7 protein-coding genes are annotated in these 24,374 nt (G+C 69.8%); 1 reads left to right on the top strand and 6 read right to left on the bottom strand.

Going from position 1 to position 24,374, the window contains the following annotated elements:
- Positions 1–58 precede the first annotated feature (58 nt).
- From IG65_RS34330 to IG65_RS0103850, 3 genes are read right to left on the bottom strand one after another with little or no spacing between them, the layout of a single operon-like run.
- Positions 59–18,790 (bottom strand): hypothetical protein, encoded by an 18,732-nt coding sequence (locus IG65_RS34330; RefSeq protein ID WP_036523092.1) that lies wholly within the window; start codon positions 18,788–18,790, stop codon positions 59–61.
- Between the two features lie 16 nt (positions 18,791–18,806).
- Positions 18,807–19,307 carry a YbaB/EbfC family nucleoid-associated protein gene (locus IG65_RS0103855; RefSeq protein WP_030513417.1) on the bottom strand — a complete coding sequence of 167 codons (501 nt, stop codon included), beginning with the start codon at positions 19,305–19,307 and terminating at the stop codon, positions 18,807–18,809.
- A 25-nt stretch (positions 19,308–19,332) separates the two neighbouring features.
- Complete coding sequence (locus IG65_RS0103850; RefSeq protein ID WP_146098677.1) at positions 19,333–19,653, bottom strand: hypothetical protein; 321 nt, start codon at positions 19,651–19,653, stop codon at positions 19,333–19,335.
- A 164-nt stretch (positions 19,654–19,817) separates the two neighbouring features.
- Here IG65_RS0103850 and dtd point away from each other — a divergent pair, with 164 nt between their 5' ends.
- A complete protein-coding gene (gene dtd / locus IG65_RS0103845) occupies positions 19,818–20,261 on the top strand; it encodes a D-aminoacyl-tRNA deacylase (RefSeq protein ID WP_030513415.1) in 444 nt (147 codons plus the stop codon).
- A 9-nt stretch (positions 20,262–20,270) separates the two neighbouring features.
- On the opposite strand, the gene IG65_RS35685 is transcribed toward dtd, so the two are convergent.
- Genes IG65_RS35685 through IG65_RS0103830 form a run of 3 tightly spaced genes read right to left on the bottom strand, consistent with a single transcriptional unit; the run spans position 20,271 to position 24,365 of the window.
- Positions 20,271–21,059 carry an ESX secretion-associated protein EspG gene (locus IG65_RS35685; RefSeq protein WP_051755297.1) on the bottom strand — a complete coding sequence of 263 codons (789 nt, stop codon included), beginning with the start codon at positions 21,057–21,059 and terminating at the stop codon, positions 20,271–20,273.
- Positions 21,060–21,069: 10 nt separating this feature from the next.
- Entirely contained in the window at positions 21,070–24,030 is a 2,961-nt protein-coding gene (locus IG65_RS35680) for a PPE domain-containing protein (protein WP_051755294.1), read from the bottom strand.
- Between the two features lie 2 nt (positions 24,031–24,032).
- Entirely contained in the window at positions 24,033–24,365 is a 333-nt protein-coding gene (locus IG65_RS0103830) for a hypothetical protein (protein ID WP_030513412.1), read from the bottom strand.
- Positions 24,366–24,374: the final 9 nt, after the last annotated feature.

Genomic DNA, 24,374 nt, shown 5'->3' with positions numbered 1-24,374 from the left:
CGGCTGCGGACATCCTCATCGATGCGATGCTCGGTAACAGTGTGCGGTGCTGCGCTTTTCACCGCACACCCCGGACTTCGGCGAAGATCTGCGTTCGGCGGGCGGGATTGTCGAGCACATCGCGGATCCACAAGCCGAGGTCGAGTTCCGGTTTGCGCCGGCGATAGCGCACCGTGCACACCGCCAAACCCGCTCGGGTCACGGTGAAGTCGGTATGCCGGCGGCCCGCACGCTGCCAGTGCACGATCACCGCCAGATCGTCGGCATCGATCAACTGGCCGGCGACGCGCAGGAAAAGCCGATCGTCGGTGCGGAAGAAGACGAACTCCACGCCGTCGAGATCGCCGTACACCCCGCTGAACGGACCCATCGGCTCGGCGGCCTCGTGCAGCGATCCGGTGAGCGGATCGACCTCCGCGCAACGGTGACCGTTGAACTCCTGCACCAGAATGCGGGGCGCGGCGGGAGTCGGCGAGCCGGTCGGGTGCGCGGGGTGACGTGCCGGAGTGGAGGCGGAGGCCGGGTTGTTGCCGTGCGGCATCGGTGGGGCGAGCGGTGGGAAACCGTTCTGCGGAAAGTTGTTCTGCGGCTGAGCCGAGGGAACCGGTTGTACCCCAGGATGTCCCGTTGCGTCCGCTGCCGGATCACCGAGGGAGAACGGGCGATCGACCGAGAATTGCCGATCGTGGACGTTTCCGTATCCGGCTCCCGGATCGTATCCGGTGCCGTGGCCGTTCCCATTGCCGTACCCGGCGCCGTACCGGTCGGCACCGCCAGGGCCCTGCCCGACGCCATGATCCGGTGGGATCGCTGCGTGTGAACCGTCGGATCCACGCGGTTCAGGGGCCGGCTGCGACGGAAGCTGCTGTGGGACAGCAGGTGCAGACATGTGAGGGATCGCCCCCAGCGGTTCACCGAACGGGTTGAGCCCGGTTGCAGCGGGGTTCACATTCCGCTCGATACCCGCGCCCGGCAGCGGGAACGGTTGTGGGGCGGCATTGCCCGGGGCGCTCGAGTCCGAAAGCCACGGCGGTACCGGGATGCTCGGCTGAGCCTGCGAACCCGGCAGATGGTGGTCGTGGTCGTGATGGTGGTGGTCACCATCCTCGTGGCCGCCGTGCTCGTGATCCCCATTGTGGCCGTGGCCGTCGTGATGATGGTCATGGCCGTGGCCGCCGTGGTCGTGATCATTTCCGTCATGGGCGTGGTGACCGTGGTGACCGTGTTCATGCCCGAGGCCGTGCCCTCGGTGATCGCCGTGGTGATCGGGGTCGTGACCGTGATGGTCGTGGTGGCCACCGTCTGGGTCGTGATGGCCTACGCCGGGCTGTCCCGGGCCGGGCATTCGCGGTGGCTGATGCGGCGGCTGGTGCGGCGGCGGCTGATGCGGCGGCGGCTGATGCGGCGGGGGCGGGGGCTGATGCGGCGGCGGGGTCGGAATCGGCGCTGGCGGGAGGTTGACGTCGATGCGCTTCGGTGTGTAATCCGGCCACTCGAATTCGGCGTTGTGCGGGACGTGCGGGACCGGCGTGATGTACGGCTTGCGTGGATCGCGAGCACGCGGGTTCGCGCCACCCGCACGATCGGGCTCACCACCGTCCGGCGGCTCCTGCCCCGCCCGCCGGCCGGTACCCGTCCCGTCTTCGGACTCCGAATCCGTTCCGTCTCCGTCCGAGCCGGACGCACGCCGACCACCCCCGTGCGGTTGCGTGGTCCGCGGTTCCTCGGCCCGGTCCCCTGGGGATTCTCCCTTCTCTCCGGATTCCCCGGCATCGGCATCGCCCGACGACCCGCGCGCCGTATCCGGTTCGCTCCCTTCACCTTCCGAAGGGATGCCGGGACGCACCGGTGTCACCGGCCGCTCTCCACCGGCGTCGGCACGCCCCGGCGTGCTCCGACTGCCTTCCGGAGCTTCGCCGGTTCCCGGCTTACCGGCCTCGGTGTCGTCCTCATTCGGCCGACTCTCCGCTTCGTCGAGAACACCGTCGGCAGCACCAAGTTCCCGATGCTCGCCGCCGACCGCACCGTCGGCACCACGCGGCTCGACAAGCCCGGTCTTGATCTCACCGTCGGCACCAGGCGGCTCATCGCCTCCAGTCTCCGCAGCACCGTCGGCACCACGCGGTGCGCGGGGCGCACTGTCGACACCACCGGCCCCGCCGGACTCCCGACGCCCACCGTCGACAGCGAGGCTCGGCGTATTCGCTTGGTTCGCACTATTTTTCGCGGAACCGCCCTGTTCGGCACCGGCTTCTCCAGGCGGAGGATCGGCGGGGGCCTGCTGGTCCGGTCGTTGCGGTGCGGCACCGGTCTCCTCCGAAGCGGGGGGAATGCGGTGGGCATTCGATTCCGCGACGGGCGGCGTGGATTCGGAGCCCGGCTGCTGCGGACGAGGGGCCTGGGGCGGCGCTTCCAGGGCGGCGACGAAGGCTCGGCCCTGGGAATCCACGGTCAGGCGGATGTAGCGGATCTCCGCGTCCGGATGGGCCAGGGCCTGTGCCAGTTCCGGATGAGCGTCGACGGCGGCATCGAGTTCGGCACGGTGCGGAGACCCCCCGGAACCGTCGGAGCGCAGGCCGACCACGATCACGATCGGATGGTCGCCCTCGATGATTCCGACCCGGTTCGTCACCGGCCGCGCGCCCTGCGCCGCGAGGAAATCGGGTCCGGCCGCATCGGTGATTCGCTCGGTGAGGGCGATGACCCGGGTGCGTACCTCCTCGTAGGCTCGTGCGGCACGCTCCCGCTCGCTGCCGGTGGCGGCGTCCCGTTCCGCGCGCAACCGGCCCAGGTCGTCGGCGAGACGGGCACGTTCGGTCGCCAGCCGCTCGACTTCGGTTCGGCCCGAGGTCAATTCGTGTGGCTCCATCGGCCCGGGCTGTCGCAGCGGGCCGTCACCGGATGCAGGCCCGGCCCGATTCGCCTCACGGGCCTGTTCGTCGGGCCCGGCCGCGCCGAGGTCGTCCAGCCGGCGGGTGAGATCGCCGCGCAGCCGCCGCAGCGTGTCGGGCAGTTGCCTCGGCTCCACCGCAGCTTCGGGTTCGCCGAGGCGTTCCGCCCAGACGAAGTGCTCACCCGGGTCGGCATCGGCGAGCTGTTCCACGCGGCCCGCACGCAGCAGTAGATCCAGCAGCGGGTCGCGCGCACCGGGGGCGGGCAGGGCACGCAGCGGCCCCGCCTCCCGCGCCGCCACCTCCTTCAGAGCCTCGACCGGGTTGCGGGGCAATCCGGGGAAGCGTGGCCGCGCACCGGTTTCGGCGAGGATCTCGGCGGCGCGGCGTTCGCGCGGCGAAAGCCACGAGGGATCGGGCGCGGGCGCGTCGACCGCATACGGAATCCGCGACATCCGCAGGGTCTTGTCGCCGTCGCGCTCGGGCGCATCGGGCGGCAATTCGTCCGGATGGACCGGCACCCCGTCACGGATCACGAGATGTCCGCTCAGGCGGCGCCGGTTGGTGTCCCAGTCGTAGCCGTACCGGGCCGCTTCCAGGTCCGCGTCGTGCCAGGTGGCGTCGTCGTGGTCGGCGAGGTACCTGGCTTCGACGTAGGCGTCGTCGAGCAGCAGCAGATCTTCGTTGTACGGCGTGGTCCGGCCGTCGCCGTCGCCCTCGCCGGTGAGCCGCAACCAGGCGTCGGCCACATGCGGGAGCCGGTCGTAGGTCTTCTTGACCATCCTGCCGGTCGGGTCGGCGTGGTCGCGCACCCACATCTCGTTGCGCATGAGGTGGTCCTTGACCAACTGGATGCGCTCGGTCAGTTCCGCGCGGGTGAGCGCAGTGCCGTCCGGATGCCGTGCCAGGTTCAGCGTCTCCAGCCGGGCCCCGCCGGGGTCGGCGGGGTCCAGCAGCGGATCGCGGGCCCGGGTCAGCAGGTCGACGATCCGGTGCACATCGGCATTGCCGGCGTCGTCGGCGAATTCGCCGATCACCCGATCCGCCCAGCGCTGCACCGCATCCCAGCGCGCGACATCGCGGTCCTGGCGCGGCGTGGACCACTCCACCCGATCGCGCGGCGGCACGTGATCGGCGGCCGACCACGGCCGATGCGGCGGCTGCAGATCGATCCGCGGCCCGGCACGCCAGCCCTTCCAGCCACGGAACGAGCGCACGACGGGGATCTTGCGCAGCACCGGATGATCCGGATCGAACGCGCCGTCGGGCAGCCAGGTGGTGTGCCCGCGCACCCATTCCCCGATCTCCGGCCGGCGCTGCAGCGGACCCAGCACCCACGGGTGTTTGCGCGCCATGTCGTAGAGCTGCACCCAACGCTTTCCGATGGTGTACAGCGCGCCGTCGAGCGGCATGCCGTGATGGGCTTCCTCGTCCCAGCCCGGCGGCGGCTCCGGTTTCGGCCCCGGACCCTGATGCCACCACAATTCGGCGCGGCCGGCTTCGCTCAGTGTCAGGATCTGCTCGTAGCTCAGCTCCGGCCAGTGATCGGTCAGGAGCCGAAGTACCAACGGCTCCACCATGTTCTGGAACGGTTCGGCGCCCAGGGTGCCGCTGAACCCGTCCGGCATTTTCTCCTCACGCTGCCGATACGGGATGTGGGAGTTGTCCGTACCGCCGAACGCCGCCCACCCCTTGGGCGGCAGCCGCCAGCCGTCGACTTCCTTCTGCCAGTATTTGTCCAGTTTCGTGCCGCGCGGCAGTTCCGGCTGGTAGGCGCGGAAACCGCGGGCCTGGCGCTCCCGGGTGTCGTGCCAGTGTCCGTCCGCGCCGCGCCAGCGCACCATCGTGTCGCCCGCGAACGGCAGCGCGTCTCGACCCAGGCGGCCGTGCGCCGGCAGCCCCGTGCGCTCGACCTCCACCGGCGCCATGGTCTCGACCCGCGCGCGGATCTGACCGGCGCCGTCGCGATCGCCGCCGGCCAGCTCACCGGTGACCGTCAGCCGATCGACGGTGGTGGCCGGATCTTTCAGCAGCGCGGCCAGATCGGGATGCTGTGCCAGCGCATCCAGCAGCGGAGCGTCGAATCGGTCGTCGGCCGGCCGTCGCGGTCCGTCCGGATCGTCGGCGCGGACCGGCACGTCCGGATGGTCGAATGCGGCGCGCCCGGCGACGACGATGAAACGGGCCGGGCGGCCGCCGTTTCCGTCCTCGTCGGGCGCGCGACCGTGGTCCACCCACACGTTCTCGCTGATCCGGCGCACCGCCGGCGTCTCGTCCGTACCCACCGCGGCCCGCCAGTGGTCGGCGACGGCATCGGGCCACGCCCCCGTGAGAGCGACCCGCTCGTCGTTGAAGCGGTCGATCTCGTGTTCGGCGCGCTCCACCGCTTCCTCGGCATCGGCGAGCCGGCGCAGGTTCTCGGGGGTGCGCTGCGCGGGGTCGTCCAGGAGCCGGGACAGCTCATCCCTGATGCGCCGCAACGGTTTCGCCCGCTGGACCGCGGCCCGGTGCTCGTCGGCCACCCGGCCCAGTTCGTCGCGGACCGCTTCGGCCTGCGACGCGTCGTGGCGGGCGCCCTGTTGTTCCAGGTCGTGGATCTCGCGGTCGATGGCGTCGAGCCGGTCCTCGAAATGGAACAGCCGGTCCAGCGCCTCGGCCAGCTTGTCGACGTGGTCGGTCTGCTCCCGCTCCTGCTCCGGATTGAGCTGCTCGTGCCGCGCGACGTCGGGACTGTCCGGGCCCGCGCTGTCGCTGACGTAGCGCCCGGTGTCTCCGCGCAACTGACGCAACGTCTCCGACCAGCGGTTGCGGCTCAGATCCACATCCCCGAACGGGTCGGCGCGATGGTCGACCTTACTGCGCCAGAACTCGAGATCGGCTGCCACATGGGCACGTTCGCCCACCTTCGCGTCGAGTGCCGCCTGCGGATCCGCCGCCGGCTCGGGGTTGCCCGCCGGACGAGGCCCGTCCGCGTGCGGCTCGCCGGATTCCGGCGCGTGCGGCTCGGTTCCGGCTCGACGCGGCTGCTCGAGTTCGGCCGGGCGGTGCGCGGCTCCGCCGAGTTCCGTTGGGGGCCGACGCATATCGCTGAGCCGAACGTGTCCGTCGGCGTCGACACGAACCTGCTGGAACACGAATTCGCCGTCGTCGCCGAGCAACGCGCGGCGGACAGCGGGGTCGAGCACATGATCCGGATTCGCGCCCGGCGCCACCACGACGAGCCGGTCCGGTGCGCCGTCGCGGCCCGGAACCAGCCGCGCCACTTCCGGTTTCGGATTCGCCGGGTCCACTGGGCGTCCGTCGGCACCCAGCGGAAGGCCCTCGTGACCGGCCAGGACGTCGCGGGCAGCGAGTAGCGCGGCGTCGGCCGCCACTCGGTCGCGGGCGGCGACCAACGTCTGATCGTGCACCCGCAACAGCCCCAGCAGGGCCTTACCGAGCGATTCGGTCTCCTCTGCCCGCGCCTCCTCGGCGCGGCGGTCCTCGAAGAACTTCTGCAGGTCGGCCCGTGGGATATCCGCGCGATTCCACAGTTCGTCGGCACGGGCCCGGCGCTGGACGATCAGATCGCGCACCGCTCCGGCCAGCTCGCGCGGCCGCATCCGCCAGGCGTCGTCGATACCCAGATGTTCGGCGAGCCGGACGATCTTGGCGAAGTTCTTGTCCACCTGATCGTTGCGGCGATCCAGTTCCGCGCCGAGGTCGCGCAGCTGTCTGCGCAGTGCCCGGGTGCCCGGGTCGTGTTCGTGCTCGTCGCCGCCGGCGATCCAGTCACCGGGGCGACGCGCCGGATCCGGCCGCACGGCAACGGGTTCCGTCGATGCCGGATGGTGCTCGCTCACCCAGATGCGGCCGTTGTGGTCCAGCTCGAGCCGGTAGTAGACGGCGTCGAACCCCTCGGCCGCATGCCGGATCCGCTCCCGCGCGGGCAACCGGAGCTCGGGATCACGGCCCGATCCGACCCCGACCCACCGGCCGCGCTCGCCGGGGGCGCCGTCCACTCGCATGTGGTTGGGGGCGTCGAACCGGAAGCGGCGGTAGGAGACTCCGGAGATTCGCGGGCCGCGATCGTCGAAACCGGCTCGCAACTGCAGCATTTCGCGTTCGGCGGCATGCTGGGCAGCGGCCCGGCGGGCGGATTCGTTCGCCGACGCCGTGCGGTACCGGTCCACCAGCTCGACGGCCGCGCGCCGCCGCCGCTCGGAGATGGTGTCGCGATGGTTGTTCACCGCGTCCCGGACCGCACGTTGCAGTTCCGGCCGCGACAGCCCCTCCGGATCGACGTCGAACTCGCGGGCGAGCCGCTCCAGCCGGGGCAGATCGACGGTGCGGCGATCGCCGAGTTCGATGGACAGTTCGGCACGCCGCTGGGCCGGCGGTGCCAATCGGTCGCGGATCGCGTCGGCGACCTGATGATCGGACGGCAGCGGCACACCCAGGAGCGCGGCGCGGCGGTCCACCTCCAGCCGCGGTGCGCCGCGGTCGAGATCGCCGATCAGATCACGCAATTCGTTCCGAACCGCCGGCGCGGTGTCGGCGGCATCGGCGGTGCGGGCGATCGTCTCGCGCAGGATCTCACGCCGTATCTCGTCCGGCCGCAGGCCCAGATCGTGAGCGCGCGCGGTCATTCGCGTCCAGGCGCGGACTCGGGTGGTACCGGCATCCGCCAGATCCCGCAGCGCCTTTCGCAAGGCACGCGTCACCGGACGGTGCTCCCGCTGTGGGCCGTCCTGATGCCATGTCTCGCGTGCGGGCCGTTCGCCGCCGGGCGGTGCGGGCGGCTCGGTCCGGTGCGGAAGCGCCACGCTACTCGGATCCTGTTGCGCCGGAACGTTTTCGGATTTGTCGCCCCCTTCCTGCGGCGGGCTGGCGTCGTCCGAACCCCCATTCGTCGGGGGCTTACCGCCGGTCCCACCACCGGCCGCATCGGGTGCCGGTTGCGCGCCGGGTTCCGCCTCGGCCCGCGGCGCGGCACCACCGGGCCGGTCACCGCCCGGCTTCGCGGGTGACCCACCTGTGCCGTCGTCCCCACCACCGGAATCGGCACCCGGCTCCTCGCCGCCGGGTTCGCCGGCGGAGCCCTCGTCACCGGACGGCAGTTGTTCTGCGGGTTTCGCGGTGGGACGCTCCTCGCCGACCGCCGGCTGCTCACCAGCCTTCGCACCAGAACCCTGAGCGCCGGCTGCCGACTGGTCACCAGGCCTCGCGACAGAACCCTCCGCACCAGCAGCCGGCTGCTCACCAGGCCTTTCACCAGGCCCCTCAGCACCGGGACTGTTCCGGCCGCCGCGCTGGGCGGAACCTTGATCACCGCGTGCGGTGGGGTCGGCGGCGGGGCGGCGACCGTCGGCGGACGCCCGTTCGCCGGGAGCCGGCGCGCTGTGGGGATTCGCGGCACGCAGTTGCCGTTCCTCGATCCGGGCGGCCTGGTAATCCCGGGCGGCGCACATCATCTCGCGGCGCAGGCCGTACAGCTCGTTCAAACGCTGCTGGGCGCGGTCGCGGGCGGCGGCCCACTGGTCCGGGCGCAGATCGTTGCGCGCGATGGTGGCCTGATGTTCGGCCGACTCGTCCTCGATCCGGCGCTGGATCGCGGCCTCCAGATCACGCGCGTTGCCGTGGTCCGGAAGGCCGAGTTCTCGTGCGATCCTGCGCAATTCGGCATGTGCGGCGTCCTGTCGAGCAAGCGCGGCGTCGATCGGATCCGGCTGCGCGCCCTCGACTCTCGACGCCCCGTCCCGCGGTTCTCGGCTCCCCGGCGTCTGCTGCGATTCCGGTGCCGGCCCTGCCGGCTGTTTCGTCTGCCCCGTCCCCGGCGACTGCTCGCGGTTCTCGGCCCCGGGCTCGGCGTTCTCCGCCTCGGATCCTGTTTCCGGCTTCGGTGCCCCAGCACCCGAGCGCGGCTGCCGCAGCGGCTTTTCGACTCCGTTCGCCGGATCCGTGGCCGGGTCGCCAGGCACGCTCTCCTGCCCCGGCTCCGAGATTCCGGTGACGCCGTCCTGTTTCGGCGTCCCAGCGTCTTCTCCGTTGCGAGCAGACGGGTCGAGCGGTGCAGTATCGGGCCGTTCGACGGACACCGGCTGGGACGCCTCGGCCTCGGGTTTCGGCTCCGCCTCTCGGCTCCGCTCGCCGGTTTCCGGCGTGCGGCCACCGGCATCGGACTCGGGCGCGGAGTTGTCACCGGTCTCCGCCTCCGCGGCATCCGGCTTCGGCGAGGCGGTCGGCGATTCCGGTTCGGGCGCAGCGGGTTTCGGCTCGTGTGCTCCGGCAGGCGATGGTGTCGGTTCGGTGGGTCCGCGGTGGTCGCCGACGATCTTCCACAGCCAGTCGGCGTGCTGGGCGGCTTGCCGGGCCTCCCATTCCGCTTGATCGGCGCGCATCCGAGCGGCCCAGGTTGTGGGACCTTCGGGACCGTCCGGATCGCGGGCGACCATCTCGTCGGCGAGTTCGCGCATGCGGATGGCATGCCGGGCCGCCATCCGCGCGTCCCAGCTCGCATTCTCCGCGCGCATCCGCATGCCCCATTCGGTGGGGGACTCGATGCGCGGTGCGGTGGCACCGGAATCGGCTGCGGGGCCGTCGTTGTCGCCCGGACGCGGTGGTTCCGAGGGAGTCGAGGCGGACTCGCCCTCGTCGCGGCCGCCAGGCGTCTGCGAAGAGGTTCCATCGGGGTCCCCGCCTCCGGGCTCCGGCGGTGGCGCACCCTCCCCCGGTGAGCTGGGCGGCTTCGACGGCGGTCCCTGCGGCGGGGCGGCCGCCGCGCCGTCGTCGCCCTCCTCGCCTTCGGACAGCTCCACATCGCGTGCCACGGCCGCGCGCAGTTCGGCGTCCAGATCCGCCACCCGCACGTCGTTGTCGTGGAATCTGCGCGTCGCCTCGAACAGCGCGTCGTGCCGGCGGCTGAATTCCTCGAACCGCCTCCGGTAGTCGGCGAGATTCTCGCCCCGGACGGTGCGCGACCCCAGTTCGCCGAACAGATCGTGCAGGGCCGAGCCGTTTTTCAGGTCGTCGGACAGCAACTCCTCCGGCGTGACGCGGAGTTCGTAGGCATGGGCCTCGATATAGCTGCGGACCCGTTCGCGCTCGGTCCAGGCAGCCGCCCATTCCCGGCTGAGCCGATCGATGGTCGCCTGCCGGTTCTCCGGCAGATCGGCGACCGCCTGGTGATAGCGATCGTTCAGTTCCGCCAGCGCCTTCAGATCGGCGGCCCGCTGTCGCAACTCCTCGCGCAGTTCGCGGTGCACCTGCTCCCGCTGCGCCGGAGTGAGCCGCTCGTGCTTTTCGATCTTGCCGTCCCGATAGGCCTCGTAGGCCCGCACGTACTGCTCCGGGGTGGCATCGGTGAGGTCGTGGCCGAGCAGCCGGGCCCAATCGCGATTCGGCCGCGATCCGGACGCGACCGGCCGATCCGGGTCGGGCGTGCCGAACAGCCGCTGCCCGTCACCGATGATCTCCCGCAGGTGGGTCAACGCGTCCGGATCGTGCATCGGCACTTCACCGTCGAATACCCGCGGGTCGGTCGCGGGATCGAAACGCAGACCGTTCGTGAACGGATCCGTGTCCGCGAGGGTCCGGATGAAATCGGTCAGCGCCGCACCGGTGCCGGGGTCGCGGAGCCGGCCGCGGATCAGCGAGGTCAGCTCGCCGGGATCGATGCCCTGTGGATTGCGCTGATAGTCGAGTTCCTTCGAGTACTTCTTCGGGAACACGTCCTCCGGTTCGCCGCCCAGCGCGCGCACGAGATCGTCGCGGGCCTCGACCAGATGCGCCGGATCCTCACCCCGCCCCTTCAGGTAGCTCGCCAGCTTGTCGTAGTACTTGACCAGCTGCTCGACCTGCTGTTTGCGCAGCGCGTTGCGGGTGCCGCGATCGGCGATCGACTCGGCGACCCGCTCCGGCGTCGCGTGTTGCGCATCGTCGATGCCGGTGGTCTGCGCGAGCCGGTCGCGCGCATTGGCCAGATCGTGGAAGGACTCGATGGCGTCGCTGGTGCGCGCGTGGTCCAGCAGCGCCTCGATCTGCAGTGCGCGCAGGTCGTTGGCGCGCAGCTCGTGTTCGATGAGTTCGGGGGTGATCTGGTCGGGGTCCAGGCCGAGCTCGCGCGCGAGATCGTCTCGGACGGAACGTATCTGCTCCGGTGTGCGGGCGTGCGGCGCGACCGGGGCCGGCTCGCCGGGCGGCTGGGTGACGTGCCAGGTGCCGTCGGCGTCGCGGACCAGCAGTCCGTCCAGATGCCGGCCCTCGACGTCCACCGAGATCGCCCGGCCCTCGATATCGCCGACGTGGCGGACGTGCGCCTGGTTGTTCGCGTCGACGACGACCGTCCACTTCTCCGCCCGCACCTCACCGTTGTTGAGGCGGGCGGCGAGCCCGGGATGGCGATCGAGGGCCCCGGCGAGCGTCTGTTCGTGGTCGCCGTGCACATCCAGGACCACCAGCCGGCCCGGCTCACCCGGACGCTGCGGCGGCAGCTCGCGAATATCGTTGGCGGGGAAACGTTCCCGGAACGCCGCCACCCGGTCGGCGAAATCGCGGATCTCCCCCGCACGTTCGTGCACTCCGTCACGCAGGTCGTTCAATGCGCGGTCGAGCTGGTCCGGTTCGAGCCGGGACAGTTCGGCCGCGAGCAGATCCGCCCAGGTAGCCCGCTCGTCGCGGATCTGGTCGCGCCGCAGCGCATTCTCGAAATAGGTCCGCAGGCCCTGGTCGCGGCCCGACTCGTCCTCGGGGTCGTATTCGATACGCTCGTCGGGGTTTTCGACGTTCAGCACATCGAAGTCGCGGCCGGATTCGGCGCCGTTGTTCACGCCGCGCCAGTTCAGCAGGCCGGGATCGTCGCCCTGGGCGATGATCACTTCCTTGAGGAACCGGCCGAGCGGATTGTGGTCGGTGATCGACTGCGGCCGGTACGGGATATCGGCGTGCTCGGCGTTGTAGCGGTGCGCCGCCTCACGCAGGGCCTCGATGACGGCGGCCCGGCGCAGATTCTGGTATTCGGCGGTATCGAGTGCGCGGCGCAGCGTCTCCGGGCTGATATCGGTCAGGTCGATGCCCAATCGATCGGCGGCGGCCCGCAACTCGTCGGCCGGATTGTCGTGCGGCGCTTCGGCTTCGCCGTGCTGGGGCGCGGAATGGCCGGGCAGGTCATGGGGCTGCGATTCATCGACCAGGTGGCCCAGCCCGATATCGCGCAGATACTTGTGCATCGCCGCGACCTCGGCCGGGTCCGCGTCCTCGTTCCAATACGCGTACTCCCGCCCGTCGCGGGTGCGCATCGGAATATGTTCACCCGCTTGCAGATCCATGCGAGCGGTGAGGTGGTTCAGCAGCGGTGCGTGTTCCCGGTTGATCCAGAGCGTGAACGACTCCTTCAGCAACCGCGCGTAATTGATGCTGATGTCGTGGTCACCGAGGGTCTCGAGCACGTGGATGTCGAACAGATGCCCGAAATCCTCGGTCATCTCGGTCTGATATTTGCCGTCCTGACCACTGCCCGACGGATATTTCGGATAGTGCCCCTCGTACCCGCCGGTGAACCGCTGCCACAGCGAACGCAGCCGCCCCGGCTTCGCCGGTTCGACCTCACCGCCGGGCGTGTGCTCACCTTCACCGACCGGCTCGACGGATTCGACCCGCCACCGCCCGCCGCCGTCGGCGACCAGCCGCAACCGCACATGCTCACCGTCGACGGTCACGACGACCTCGCCCCGCCGCGGCGGCTCGCCCGGGGCCGCGCCCGGCGTGGGCGGCTCGCCGGGTGGACGACCCGCACCACCGGCACCGTCGGGCAACTCGGGACTGTCCACGTGCGGTGCGCCATCGAACCCTTCGGGGCGCCGGAAAAGGACTGTGACGCCGGCGTTCTCGCCCAGCCGGCCCTCGAGACCGGAATCACCCGGCAGCTCCGGATCGCCGAAAGTGACCTCGGTATAGCCCAGCTCTTCGGCGAGCTTGCCGGTGAACGTGCGGCGCGCCGATTCTTCCGGCGTGAAGCCGTCTTGCACTCCCGCGTTGAAACTGTCCAGATTGTCGGTCAGCGCCCCGCCGTCGTACCACTCGTCCTGGATCGCTTCGACCCGGTCGCCGAGCTCGTTCATCAGATCCCGGAACATCTCCCGCCCGGACGGCGTGTCCGGACCGACGTTCACCTCGTAGTGGAGCACGCCGTGCTCGTCGACCCACCCCTTGATGCCGTAGGCGGTATCGCCGCCGTAGGTATTGATGTAGGTCGATCCGCCCGGCTCGGGTGGTCCGGCTGCCGGACGAGCGGACTGCCCGTCGGTCGACTCGTCCCGGGGCGGATGCGCGGAATCCCACGCCTCGCCGTAACCGTGCGCGTAACTCGCGCCGCCGTCGGGCGCATGATCACCCACTGCCGGGCGGATGGCGTCGACACCGGCCTGGTTCGCGATCCGGTCCAGTTCGGCGGCCCGCGCCGTCGCATCGCCCGGCAGGTCGTCGCGCGCGGCCGCCCGTTCGCGCGCCGCGGTGAACGCGTCGCGGTAGATCCGCTCCAGCGGACTCGTCGCGATGTCGTGGCCCGCATCGCGCAACTGGGCGAGCGCGTTGAATTCCATTGCGTGCGCGTCGGTTTCCTCGTCCACCATATGGTCGACGTATTCCTCGCGCGACATCCGATCGCGGTCGAGCACACCGTCGGCGGCACTGCGCTCGTGTGCCCGCTCGGCATGGATGGCGGCGTGGACCAGAGCGGCCATCTGCTCGCCGTCGGTGCCGCCGATATCGAGGGTGAGCCGGTTGCGGGCGGGCTCGTACCGATGACCGCCCCCGGAGTCGTGTTCGATGGTCACACCCCGGGCGTGCAGCGTGTCGACCGCCCAGGCGCCCACCGGCACATCGGCCAGTGTGCGCTCCAACTCGGTGACGATCGCCTCGGAAGCCCGGGCCGCGAGGTCCTGCGGCTCGACGGTTTCGGCCGGTTCTTCCCGGGCGGGCCCCGGTTGGTCGGCCCGCTCGTAGCGGATCTCGCCGTTGTGGCGGGTGTCGACGGTCAGGTATTCGGGCTCGACACCCGGGCGGGCCACTCGCTCCACGATCTCGGGCGGCGCCGCCCGCATGACCCGCTCGTGATCGCCGGGCCCCGCGGCGACCATGATCCGTTCCGGTTCACCGGGAATCATCGCGAAGTGGTCACCGAACACTTCGGCGCCCGGGGCATCGGCGATCATGTCGCCGAGCAGCCGGCGCGCGACGTCCGCGGCGGCGGTAGCCCGCAGCCGGTCGACCTCGGCCAGCGCGTTGTGATGCCGATCGACGAGATCCGACATCCGCCGCAGATCGTGGGCCAGCCGACGCAATTCGGCGCGGCGTTCGGGTGGCAGCCCATCGCGGCCGAGTTCGCGCTCGACGGTGCGCAGCTGATCGGAGATCAAGTGCTGCACCATATCCCGGCGCATCGTCGGGTCGTAGGGGATGCGATCGGCCACCCGGTCGGCGACGTGGGCCAGCTCCTGCGCATGCTCGTTCAACCGTACGGTGGCGATATGCCGCTCGAGTGCGGCCGAGCGGATGCGGTCGCGGACCATCGGATCGTCGGGCACGTAGCGGATGCTCTGATCGGTCGGAGTGCGGGCGCCGTCGTGCGCGCGATCCCAGATATCGCGGTAATGATCGGCGTAGGTTCGGCCACTGTCGTTCGGCGGGACGTGCTCGAGGTAGTTGCGCAGATGGTCGACCGCCACCTCATGTGCGATCTCGTGCGCTCCCGGCCCCTCGAGTCCGCGCAGCGCGCGCTCGTAGGCATGGCGGTAGGCGACCTCGGCGGGGTGTTCGGCGATGTCGTAGCCGAGTTCACGCAACTCCGCCGCCAGCTGGAAGCGGCGTCCGGAGGCCATCGCCTCCTCGTGCACCATCTCGCGCACATAGTCGTCGCGCGACAGCTCGAGGGGGCGATCGGCGGGGGATTCGCCGTTGAGATACCGCTCGGCGTGCACGCTCTCGTGCGCGAGGGTGAGTGCCTGAGCGATCTGGCCGCGTCCCTCGGCGTACAGGACCGCCGTGATGTCGCGGCGCCGGAACGACCCGGATCTGCCGTCGCTGTGCGACCCCTGATCGATGTGCTCGCGATAGCGGCGATCGGTGAGTTCGCCGAGAATCCTTCTGCCGGTGGGTGTTCGGAGCAGCAGTTCGTGCACGCGGCCGACGTTGTCGTCGAGCGCCTGCCGGATGCGCACGGCGGACGGATCCTGCTGCCGCGCAAGGGCTTCCCGATGTTCCGGGGTGAGCGGATGGATGGGGCGCCCGCGGTGGTCGAACAGGATCATGTGGGTGTCGTGCAGATCCGAAGGCACACTCGCCGGGTGGTCGGTCACCACCCCCGTACTCGGATCGCGCACCACGATCCGCCCGCCACCCTCGTGGACCATGACGTAGGCGTGCGCACCGACGACTCGGCGGCCGGGACCGGCGTGATAACCGTCGACCACCAGTGCCGACGCCCCCTTGCGCATCCGCGAGAGCCGCCGGGCGATCGCATCGTGGTCGCCGACCTTCACCATCCGGCCACCGGCGTCCGCCTGAACCTCCGCGGCCGTCATCCCTTCCGGTCCGACGGCGCGCTCGGCCAGCCGGATCGTCTTGCTGCCGGTGAGATCGCGAATCAGCTTCAGCGCCAATTCGGCACAGCGGCCGCGGGTCGACTCCGGCCGCGGGGTCGCCGGTTTCGCCGCCTCCGGAGCACCGGTGTGATCGGGCTGCTCGCTCCGCGCGGAACGCGCCGGCTGATGGTCGCCGACCGGCGCCGGCATGGGCGGGGCGCCCGGCACAATCTGGTCTTTGGGCCGGTCATCGCTCGTCTCGTCGCGGTCGTGCCGGGTGCCGCCTTCGCCCGCCTCGTGAACCGGTTTGCGCACCGTACCGTCGTGGTTCGCGTCGGCGGCGGGGCGCCGTCGTGGTCCACCCGGTTCCGCATTCGATTTGTCCTGCGCCGCATCGTGTTCGGATCGGGCCTCGTCCGGATGCGACGGGTCTCGCGCCGGATCGCCGGTGTCGTCGCGCGGCGTAGCCGCATCGTCGGCCGGGTCGTGCCGCACACCCGGCTCGTCCGGATGGTTCGAGACGCCCGAATCCGCGTCTCGGGGTACCGCCGCATCGGCGTGAACCTCCGAGTCGGCGTCCCGGAAGGCAACGGACTCGTCGGCCCCAGGTACAGCCCTGTCGGAATCGCGGGTAGGCGCGCGGTCGTCCAGCGGGAGGGCACCGTCCGAATCACGCGGACCGGCATGTTCGGCATCCCTCGGGCCGGCATGCTCACTGACCGGAGGCTCGGTGCTGTCGGAATCGCGCGGGTCGGACGCGTCGGTGTCACGCTGCTCGGGGTCCCGCCGGCCCGTCTCCTCCGTATCGCGCGGGGTGGAGGTGTCAGCATCGCTCTGCTCGGGGTCGCGTTGGACCGTCTCCTCCGTATCGCGCGGGGTCGACGTGTCGGCATCGCGCCGCTCGGACTCCCGTTGCGCGGGCTCGGTCGAATCGACCTCATGGCTCGTCGCGTCGTCACGCGTTCCGGCCTCGTCCGCATCCCTCCGCGGCGCGGGCTGACGTTCGGGTGCGCGTACCTCGTCGCGGGACGCCGGTCGGTCCGGCCGCTGCGCGGTGGGCTGCTCGGATTTGCCTGGAGTGCGGGTGTTTTCGGGACGGTCGCTCGCGCGTGTCGGTTCGGAACCGCGTGGCTGGTCCGTGCGCGGGCCGGCACCGGCGCGGTCTCGCGGCTGGGCGGAATCCGCGCGGTCGCGTGGCTGGGCGGTGTCCGCGCGGTCCGGTTTGGCGGTGACCCGCTCGCCCTCGCTCGCGCCGGGCCGGGTCGCGGCGCGCGGGCCCTCGGAGTCGCCGACTCGAGCCTGCACCCGCGGATCGGCAGCGGGGCGGGCCGCGGACGGGTCGGCCGCACCGGCTCTGCCCTGCGGCCGGGCATCGGTAGCGGAACCGCGGCCGAGATCGGAGGCAGCACGTCCGTCGATGCCCGCCTTGGCGTCGGGCGTGCGCACCTCGCCGGTCCGGGGCGCCTCGGCACCGCCGGACGCGGGTCCTCGAGCGTCGACCGGCGACGCTCCGGATGCGGCCGTGGAGCCCGTCGACGCACCGGCTGTCGTGCTCGAACCGGTCGACGCTCCGGTGCCCGTCGCGCTCGATCCCGACGACGCGCTCGATCCCGACAACGCGCTCGGCCCCGACGAAGCGCTCGATCCCGACGCGCTCGGCCCCGACGAAGCGCTCGGGCCGGACGATGCGGCCGGTCCCGAGGCGGCGGCGGAACTCGCCGACTCGGCCGGTCCGGACGATGCGGCAGGACCGGCGGCCGTACCCGCTTCGCTGCCGGCGGGTGCGGCCCCCGATGCATGGGACGCCGATTCGGAGGCGGGAGCCGTTGTCGGCGTGACGTTTTCGTGCGTACCGCCGCTCGGCGGCGCGGCGGTGCCCGCGGTCGTGGAATCGTGCGTGCCGCCCGGCACCTCGCTGCGAGCCGGCGGAGTCGGCGACGAGTCGGATACCGGTCCGGTGGATGTCGCGGATTCGGACGGCGAACTCGAGCCCTCCGACCCGGAACGCTCCGTCGGCGGAGTCGACGGTGTGGTCTCGGAGGTATCCGAACGATCTTGTGGCGCAGTCCGTTCCGGCGTACCACCGGCATCCGATGCCGTGCGCTCGTGAGTGCCGGCCGTCGTAGTCGGCGCACCCGCGTGGCTGTCGTGACCGTTCGTCACCGGCCCGCCGCGCACGGACCCGGAGGATCCCGGCTCGCCGTTCGCACCGGTAGTCGAATCACCGTGCGGCACAGATCCATTGCTGTTGGACAGGTCGACATGGGCGTTCGGCACGGTGCCGTCGTGGGTGGAGCCGTGCAGATCACCGATATTGCCCAGATCCGGCCGCGGCGCGTTCAGCTTCCAGAACGGCGAGTTCTCGAAATGGCTGTGCGCCATATTGTGATTCACCGCCGACGCCCCGCCGGTGATCGCTCCGGCGCTGAACATGCGCCAATCGACGTGCGTATTCTTCAAATTCTTCAGCGCGGTGTCCAGATCACCGTGCGCCAGATCGGAGGCGAACTGCCAACCGACCGACCCCCCGAAGGCCGCCGCCGAGTTGACCAGGCCTGATCCGGCGCCGATCCCGGCGCGGGTGAGATTGACACCCCACTTCGAGGTGACGTCGCCGACCTCGTTGCGGAAGGCGTTGCCGAACTTCTTGCCCATCGCCTCACCGAAGGCGCCGCCGGCCGCGCCACCGACACCCGCGGCGAAGGTGGTGACCTCGAGCTGCTGCCAGTCGATGCTCTTGCGGTGCCCCTCCCACACCTGCCACTGCTGCACCGCGAAATCCTGGATCGCGCCGAGGGCCGCATTCAGCAGCACATGGCGGAACATGAAGCGCACCAACGCGTTCTCGGCCAACCGGCCCGCCCAACCGGCCATCGCGTCGAGTACCCGGCGCATCATCATCCGCACGGCGACACGGGTTGCGACGATGATGCCCGCTTCCTCCGCGGGAGCCGTCGGCGGGAAGATCCACACCGCGGCGATATCGGCGGCGGTGATCACCAGCGTCGAATAGAACATCAGCTTGGTGTATTCGATCTGCGTACCGCCGCCGTAGACCGAATCCCCGACCTGATCGAAGTATCCCGCCAGCGCCTCCAGCGAATCCTTGCCGTGGCGCATGCTGTCGAAGGTGTCGATCATCTGCTGCTGGCCGTCGCCGGACGGGTACGCGGCCAGGGTCGCGGACTTGGCGTCGTCCATCAGGCTCAGAATGTCGCGCAGTTCGCCGGCGGCGGTGTGCCAGTCGCCTGCCAGCGACCACATATCGTCTTCGTTGCCGTGCGGCCACTCCATCCCGATGGCCGCACCCAGCCACTCGAGCCAGCTGGGAAACTCGATCATGCGCTGTTACCCCGGGTCACCAACTGGAGTCGGTGACCCGGCGTTCCGGTTCGACCGGATAGGTCTCCGCATCCGCGAACCGGAGCTCGTCCTCGCCGTAGGCGGCGGTTCGATCCGGTGAATCCGGCGGCGCCAGTGAGGGTTCCGGTGCGGTCGGCAGGCGCATATCGGGCATGCCCTCGATCAGATCGGTGAGTTTGGGCAACCGGGCCCGGCGTTCCTGCAGCGGCGCCACCAGTTCCCGATGCCGCTGCGCCAGATTCTTCGACGCCTGCTGGGCAGCCTCGGTCACCGCCCGAGCGATCTCGGAATAACTGAGATCCTCGATTCCGGCGCCGAATTTGGTCTCGATGACGGTACCGTCGGCATTCACGCTGACCGTCACCCGGTTCTTGCGCACCGACGCGGTGCCGGTCAATTCCGCACGGTCACGCTGGATTTCGGCGATCACGCGCAGTTGCTCTTTGGCCTCGCCGATGATTCCCGCCAGCTCGGCCTTCATATGCTCGTTCGTCATGGGCGCTCGATCCGCGGCTGTTCGATCACTTGAAGCCGTAGGTGTTGCCGTGCTCCATGGTCTCCAGATAGGTGGCACTGTCGTTCTGGCCGTCGGAGAACTTCTCGAAGGCGGTGGAGAAGTTGCGCGCGCCGGTGACCATGTTGTCGTGTGCGGCGAGGTAGCCGTCGCCGCTGCCGGTGCCGGCGAACTGCTTGCCCAGACTGTCGTCCCCCCAGCAGTTTCCGTAGCCGGTGGTCTTACCCTGCAGTTTCGTCAGCACCTGTTCGATGTGGTCACGCACATCCTGCGTCTTCCCGGCGGCCGTGCGGAGTTTCGCCACCTCGACCTCGATCTCGTCCGCCATCGTCCGTCCCTCCATCGCACTGCCGGCCGGCGCCCGTCGACGCTGGTCTTCGACGATGGCAGTCCCGGGAGAATCATCAGTGGCGCCGACGTGAACTCCGGGTGGCCGGTCCCGAAAGCCACCGCGAAACCCACCGCGGCGGCCGGTATCCGATGATGGAGGGCATGCGAATCCTGGTACAGCGCGTCAGCTCGGCCCGGGTCACGGTCGACGACGAGGTGGTGGGCGAGATCGACCCGCCCGCGATGGGAGTGCCGCACGGCCTGCTCGCCCTGGTGGGCGTCACCGGCACCGATACCGCCGCGCTTGCGAAGACGCTGGCGGACAAGTTGTTTCGCCTGCGCATTCTGGAGGGCGAGCGCTCGGCCGCCGACCTGGGCGCGCCGATCCTGGTGGTCAGCCAGTTCACCCTCTACGCCGATACCGCGAAGGGCCGGCGGCCCTCCTGGTCGGCCGCAGCACCCGGATCGGTCGCCGAACCCCTGGTCGGCGAATTCGCCGCCGCACTACGCGATCTCGGCGCCACCGTCGCGACCGGCCGCTTCGGCGCGCACATGCAGGTGTCACTGGTGAACGACGGGCCGGTCACGCTCCTGCTCGAGGCATGAGCGGCGCGCTCACTCGTCCACCTCCTGATAGTCGTTCATCCGCTGCACGATGTGCTCGGCCTCGGTGTCGATCCAGTCGGCCAGTCCCGCCGAGCCCATCCCGACGGCCACCGGCGCCGGTTCCTCCAGGGGAATCACATAGCGACCGTCGTCGGGCAGATCGCGCCACAGCCGGGCCACCGAGATGCGGCCGCGGGGACCGAATTTCGATCTGCCCTGGGTCAATCGAACGGTGCCGGTGTGGGTCGCGGGAATGTCGAAGAAGGCCGCACTGGTGAGCCCGCGGTAGTCGTCATCGTCGTCGGCGACCATCGAACCGCCACCGGAGGACCGGCCGGTGCGCTCGCCGATCTCGATCTCGATCGGTCCACGCCGACCCGGTCCGGCCGCCGGCAGCAGTCCGACGACCGTCTCACCGAGCGCCCGCGGATCGCAGGCGGTGATGGTGAAACCTTCGGCGTGTCTGAGGGTTTCGCCCGGCAACTGCACCACGACGAACCCGCGGGAGCCGAGCCGCCCGGCATAGAAGCGCACCCGCTTGTCCGGATTGTCGAAATCCGAATCCTCCCACGCCTCACCGCCGACCAGCACCTCCGGCAGCACCATGGTGTCCACGATCGCCTCGAAGGCGCTGTCACCGCGGTTCTCCAACTCCGCTCGGATGCGACGCCATTCGCGCTCGTAGTCGTCCAGATACGGGATGCGGCTGGTGATGCTGAACATCGACGGCACCAGACCGAAGAATCGGGTGTCGCACAACACCTTGAATTCCAGGTCCGTCAGGGTCCACCTGTTCACATTTCCTCGTTCATGGTTCGATCACCGGCTTGACCCGGAACGGGGTGTCGCCCATCGCGTCGTCGAGCCAGTCCGTGGACGTCAGGTATTTCGGCCGCCGGTGCTGACCCTGCGGTCCGGAATTGCCCGCGCTCGACGCCGGGGTACCCGCCATACCGGGCTGGCCGGGTTGTCCGGGCTGACCGGCCTGCTGATCGTACGAATCATGGTGTCCGGCACCATAGGTGGAGACGTCCGCCGGTAGCGATGCGCGCGGGAACTTGTCCGGTTGCCGCGGTTGATCGAGTTGCTGGGGCGGTGTCGCATCGTCGGGCCCGACACCGCCACCGGCTCCACCACCGTCACCGGCTCCACCACCGGCGTCGGCGCCTCCCCCGCCGGCGCTGTCGCCGCCGGGGTCCAGTTGTGCCGCGATATCCGACAGACCCTCCATACCCGGGGTGTGGCTGAGGTCCCGCAGCCGTTCCGCCAGCGAGTGCAGCGGATCGGTGTCGCCCGTACCGGCCAACAGTTGATCCAGGCCGGGAATCCCGGAAAGCAGGTGACTCAGATCCGGATTGCCGGAGAGCAGTTGGTCCACCCCGGTCGATCCCGAGACCAACTGGTCCAGACCGGGGATACCGGACAGGAGATGACGCAGATCCGGATTGCTCGCCAGCAACTGGTCGAATCCAGGAATGCCGGAGAGCAGTTGCCCCAAGCCGGACAGGCTGTCGTGGGCCGTCTGCCCGAGCTGGTTCAGTGCCTGTTCGCCGCCCGAGAGCAGCGATTCGAGCGGATTGGAGCCACCTGTGCTCCCTCCGAGCAGCGACGCGAGCGGGTTCGAGGTGCCCGTCCCGCCGGATAGCAGCGACTCCTGCGGATTCGCACTTCCCGTCGTCGCCGAATTACCGAAGGACGGCACCGTCTGACCGGCGCTGTCGCCGGTGGTGCCGGTTCCGGCCTCCGTATTCTGTTCTCCCGCAAGGCCGGACAGGAGATCGTCGAGTGACGGCAGCTGCTGCTGACCGTTCTTGGCCGCGCCCGCCCCGGACTGCTGGGTCTTGCCGAGACTCGACGGAATCGACGACGAACCCGTCCCCGAGGTGGATCCGGTGCCGGTCGACGAGCCGGTGCCACTGCCGGTCGGGCCGGAGTACGGCGTGCTGCTGGGACCGGAACTGCCACCGGAGGATCCGCCGGTGTCGCCGAGTCCGGCGGAATTGAGCAGGTCGCTCAGATTCGGGAGTTGCTGGTTGGACTCGCCGCTGCCCGGCATGCTGTCGTAGTTGCTCGGCATCGGCGAACTCTTGCCGGTGCGACCCGAACCCGAGCTCGCCCCGGATCCGGCGCCGTAACCGCCGCCCGTACCACCTCCGTAGCCGCCGCCCGTGCCACCTCCGTAGCCCGAGCCGTAGTCGGAACCGCTGCCGTAGCCCTCGCCGCTGCCATAGCCTTGGCCGCCGCCATAGCCCTGGCCACTCCCGTAGCCGTCGCCACTGCCGTACCCGGATCCGCCGCCGTAACCGGAACCACTGTCGTAGCCCGAACCACTGCCGAAACCGCCTCCGTAGCCGGAGCCACTGCCGGAACCCGAACTGTGCGAACCCTCTTCGTATCCGGCCTGGTAGCCCTGCTGGTAGGCCTCCTGCAGCTGCTGCGATGTGGCGCCACTACCCGACCCACTGCCGTAACCCGAGCCGCTGCCATAACCCGACCCACTGCCGTAACCCGAGCCGCTCCCGTACCCCGAACCGCTGCCGGAGCCGTAACCCGAACCGCTGTCATATCCCGAGCCGCTGCCGGAGCCGGATCCGCTGCCGTAACCCGAGCCGCTCCCGTATCCAGAACCGCTGCCGTAACCCGAACCACTGCCGTATCCAGAACCGCTCCCATAGCCCGAACCACTGCCGTAGCCCGAACCCGAACCACTGCCCGAACCACTGCCGGAACCCGAGCCCGAGCCGCTGCCCGACCCGGATCCACGACCCGACGTGCTACCCCCGCTCGCCTGGCCCGGAATGGCGATCGTCGGAATCGTCGAGATCGTCGATTTCATCGGTTCCGCGTAGTACTTCTTGTAATTCGCGCGGTATTCGTCGGTGTGGTGATGTTTGCAGCCCGTCTTCTCCGGCTGTCCGGGAGTGGGCATCGACTTGCGCGTGGCCTCGAGCCAGTCGCTGGTGTACCGCAGACTGGCACCGGTCACCTTGATGGCGTCGATCAGATCCTGCGTACTGTCCCTGTAATTGCGCACGGCGGTCACCGCCGCGGCCGACGCGGTACCGGTCCAGCTGGCCTGCAACTTCGCGATCTGGTCCGCGTAGGTTGCCATATTGCTGGAGAGCAGCTTCGACATCGAATCCCAGAATCCGGACAGATCCATCGGCGGCTGGGCGTGAATCGTCTGCCCCAGCTGGATCATCTGGTCCCAGTCCAGACTGTCCGGGTTCTCGATATTGATGGTGACCGAATCGGTCTTACCGCCGTAGCCCTGGATCGCCTCCGGGAAGCTCGGCATCGACCAGCTGTCGTCGACGAGATCCTGATTGAGGTCGGCGACCAGACTCCCACCGTTCGAGGAGAGTTTCGGCGGCGTCACATTGCTGGTGACGTCCTTGGGTTTGGCCAGCGTGTCGAAATTGAACGTCGAACTGTGCTCGTGCGCCGCGAAGGTCTTCCCCGCGGCGACGAAGGTGTCGAACTGATCGCGGACCACATTCGCGTGGGTCATCAGCGAGTTGTACAGTGCCGCACCGTGATTGCTGTAGACACCGGCCAGATCGCGGCTGGACTGCAGAATACTGAAGGCGCCGACCTCGTGCGCGCGGGTGTCGTGGACCGATTGCGCCAGTGCTTCCAGATTGGCGATCAGCTGCGCCGCGGCATCGGTGGCGGCCTTGATGTCCTTCGTATCGAACTGCAGCACACCGGAATTCGCCGCACCCAGAATTTGGGTCCATTCGGTGGTATCCGCATTCGGCAACGTCATGATCAGCCTCCGAGGCCTTGGGTCGAACCTTGTTCGGCGGCTCTGAACTGGTCGGCGGCCGACCGCTCACCCTCGGCGAATTGGAACAGGGCATCGGCCATGCTGTAGCCGCCGTCGACCATATTGGCCCGCGTCGCCTTGTATCCCTTGTCGCCGTCGGCGAACTTCTTGCCGGACTTGTCGTTTCCCCACGGCTGGTTGGTGGAGTCGTTCTCGATTCCGGCCAGCGTGCTGTGCAGGGTGTCGATCACGCCCCGAACCTTGTGTGAGACTTCCTCGGGCAGGTCGGCGGCTCTGGTCAGCGCGTCGACATCCACCTCGATCTTCTCCGCCATTGTCAGTCC

This window comes from Nocardia sp. NRRL WC-3656 (assembly GCF_000720265.1).
In the GTDB taxonomy this organism is placed as follows: Bacteria; Actinomycetota; Actinomycetes; order Mycobacteriales; family Mycobacteriaceae; genus Nocardia; species Nocardia nova.
The sequence above is the reverse complement of the archived record's forward strand: the minus strand, read 5'-3'. Positions and strand labels throughout refer to the sequence as shown.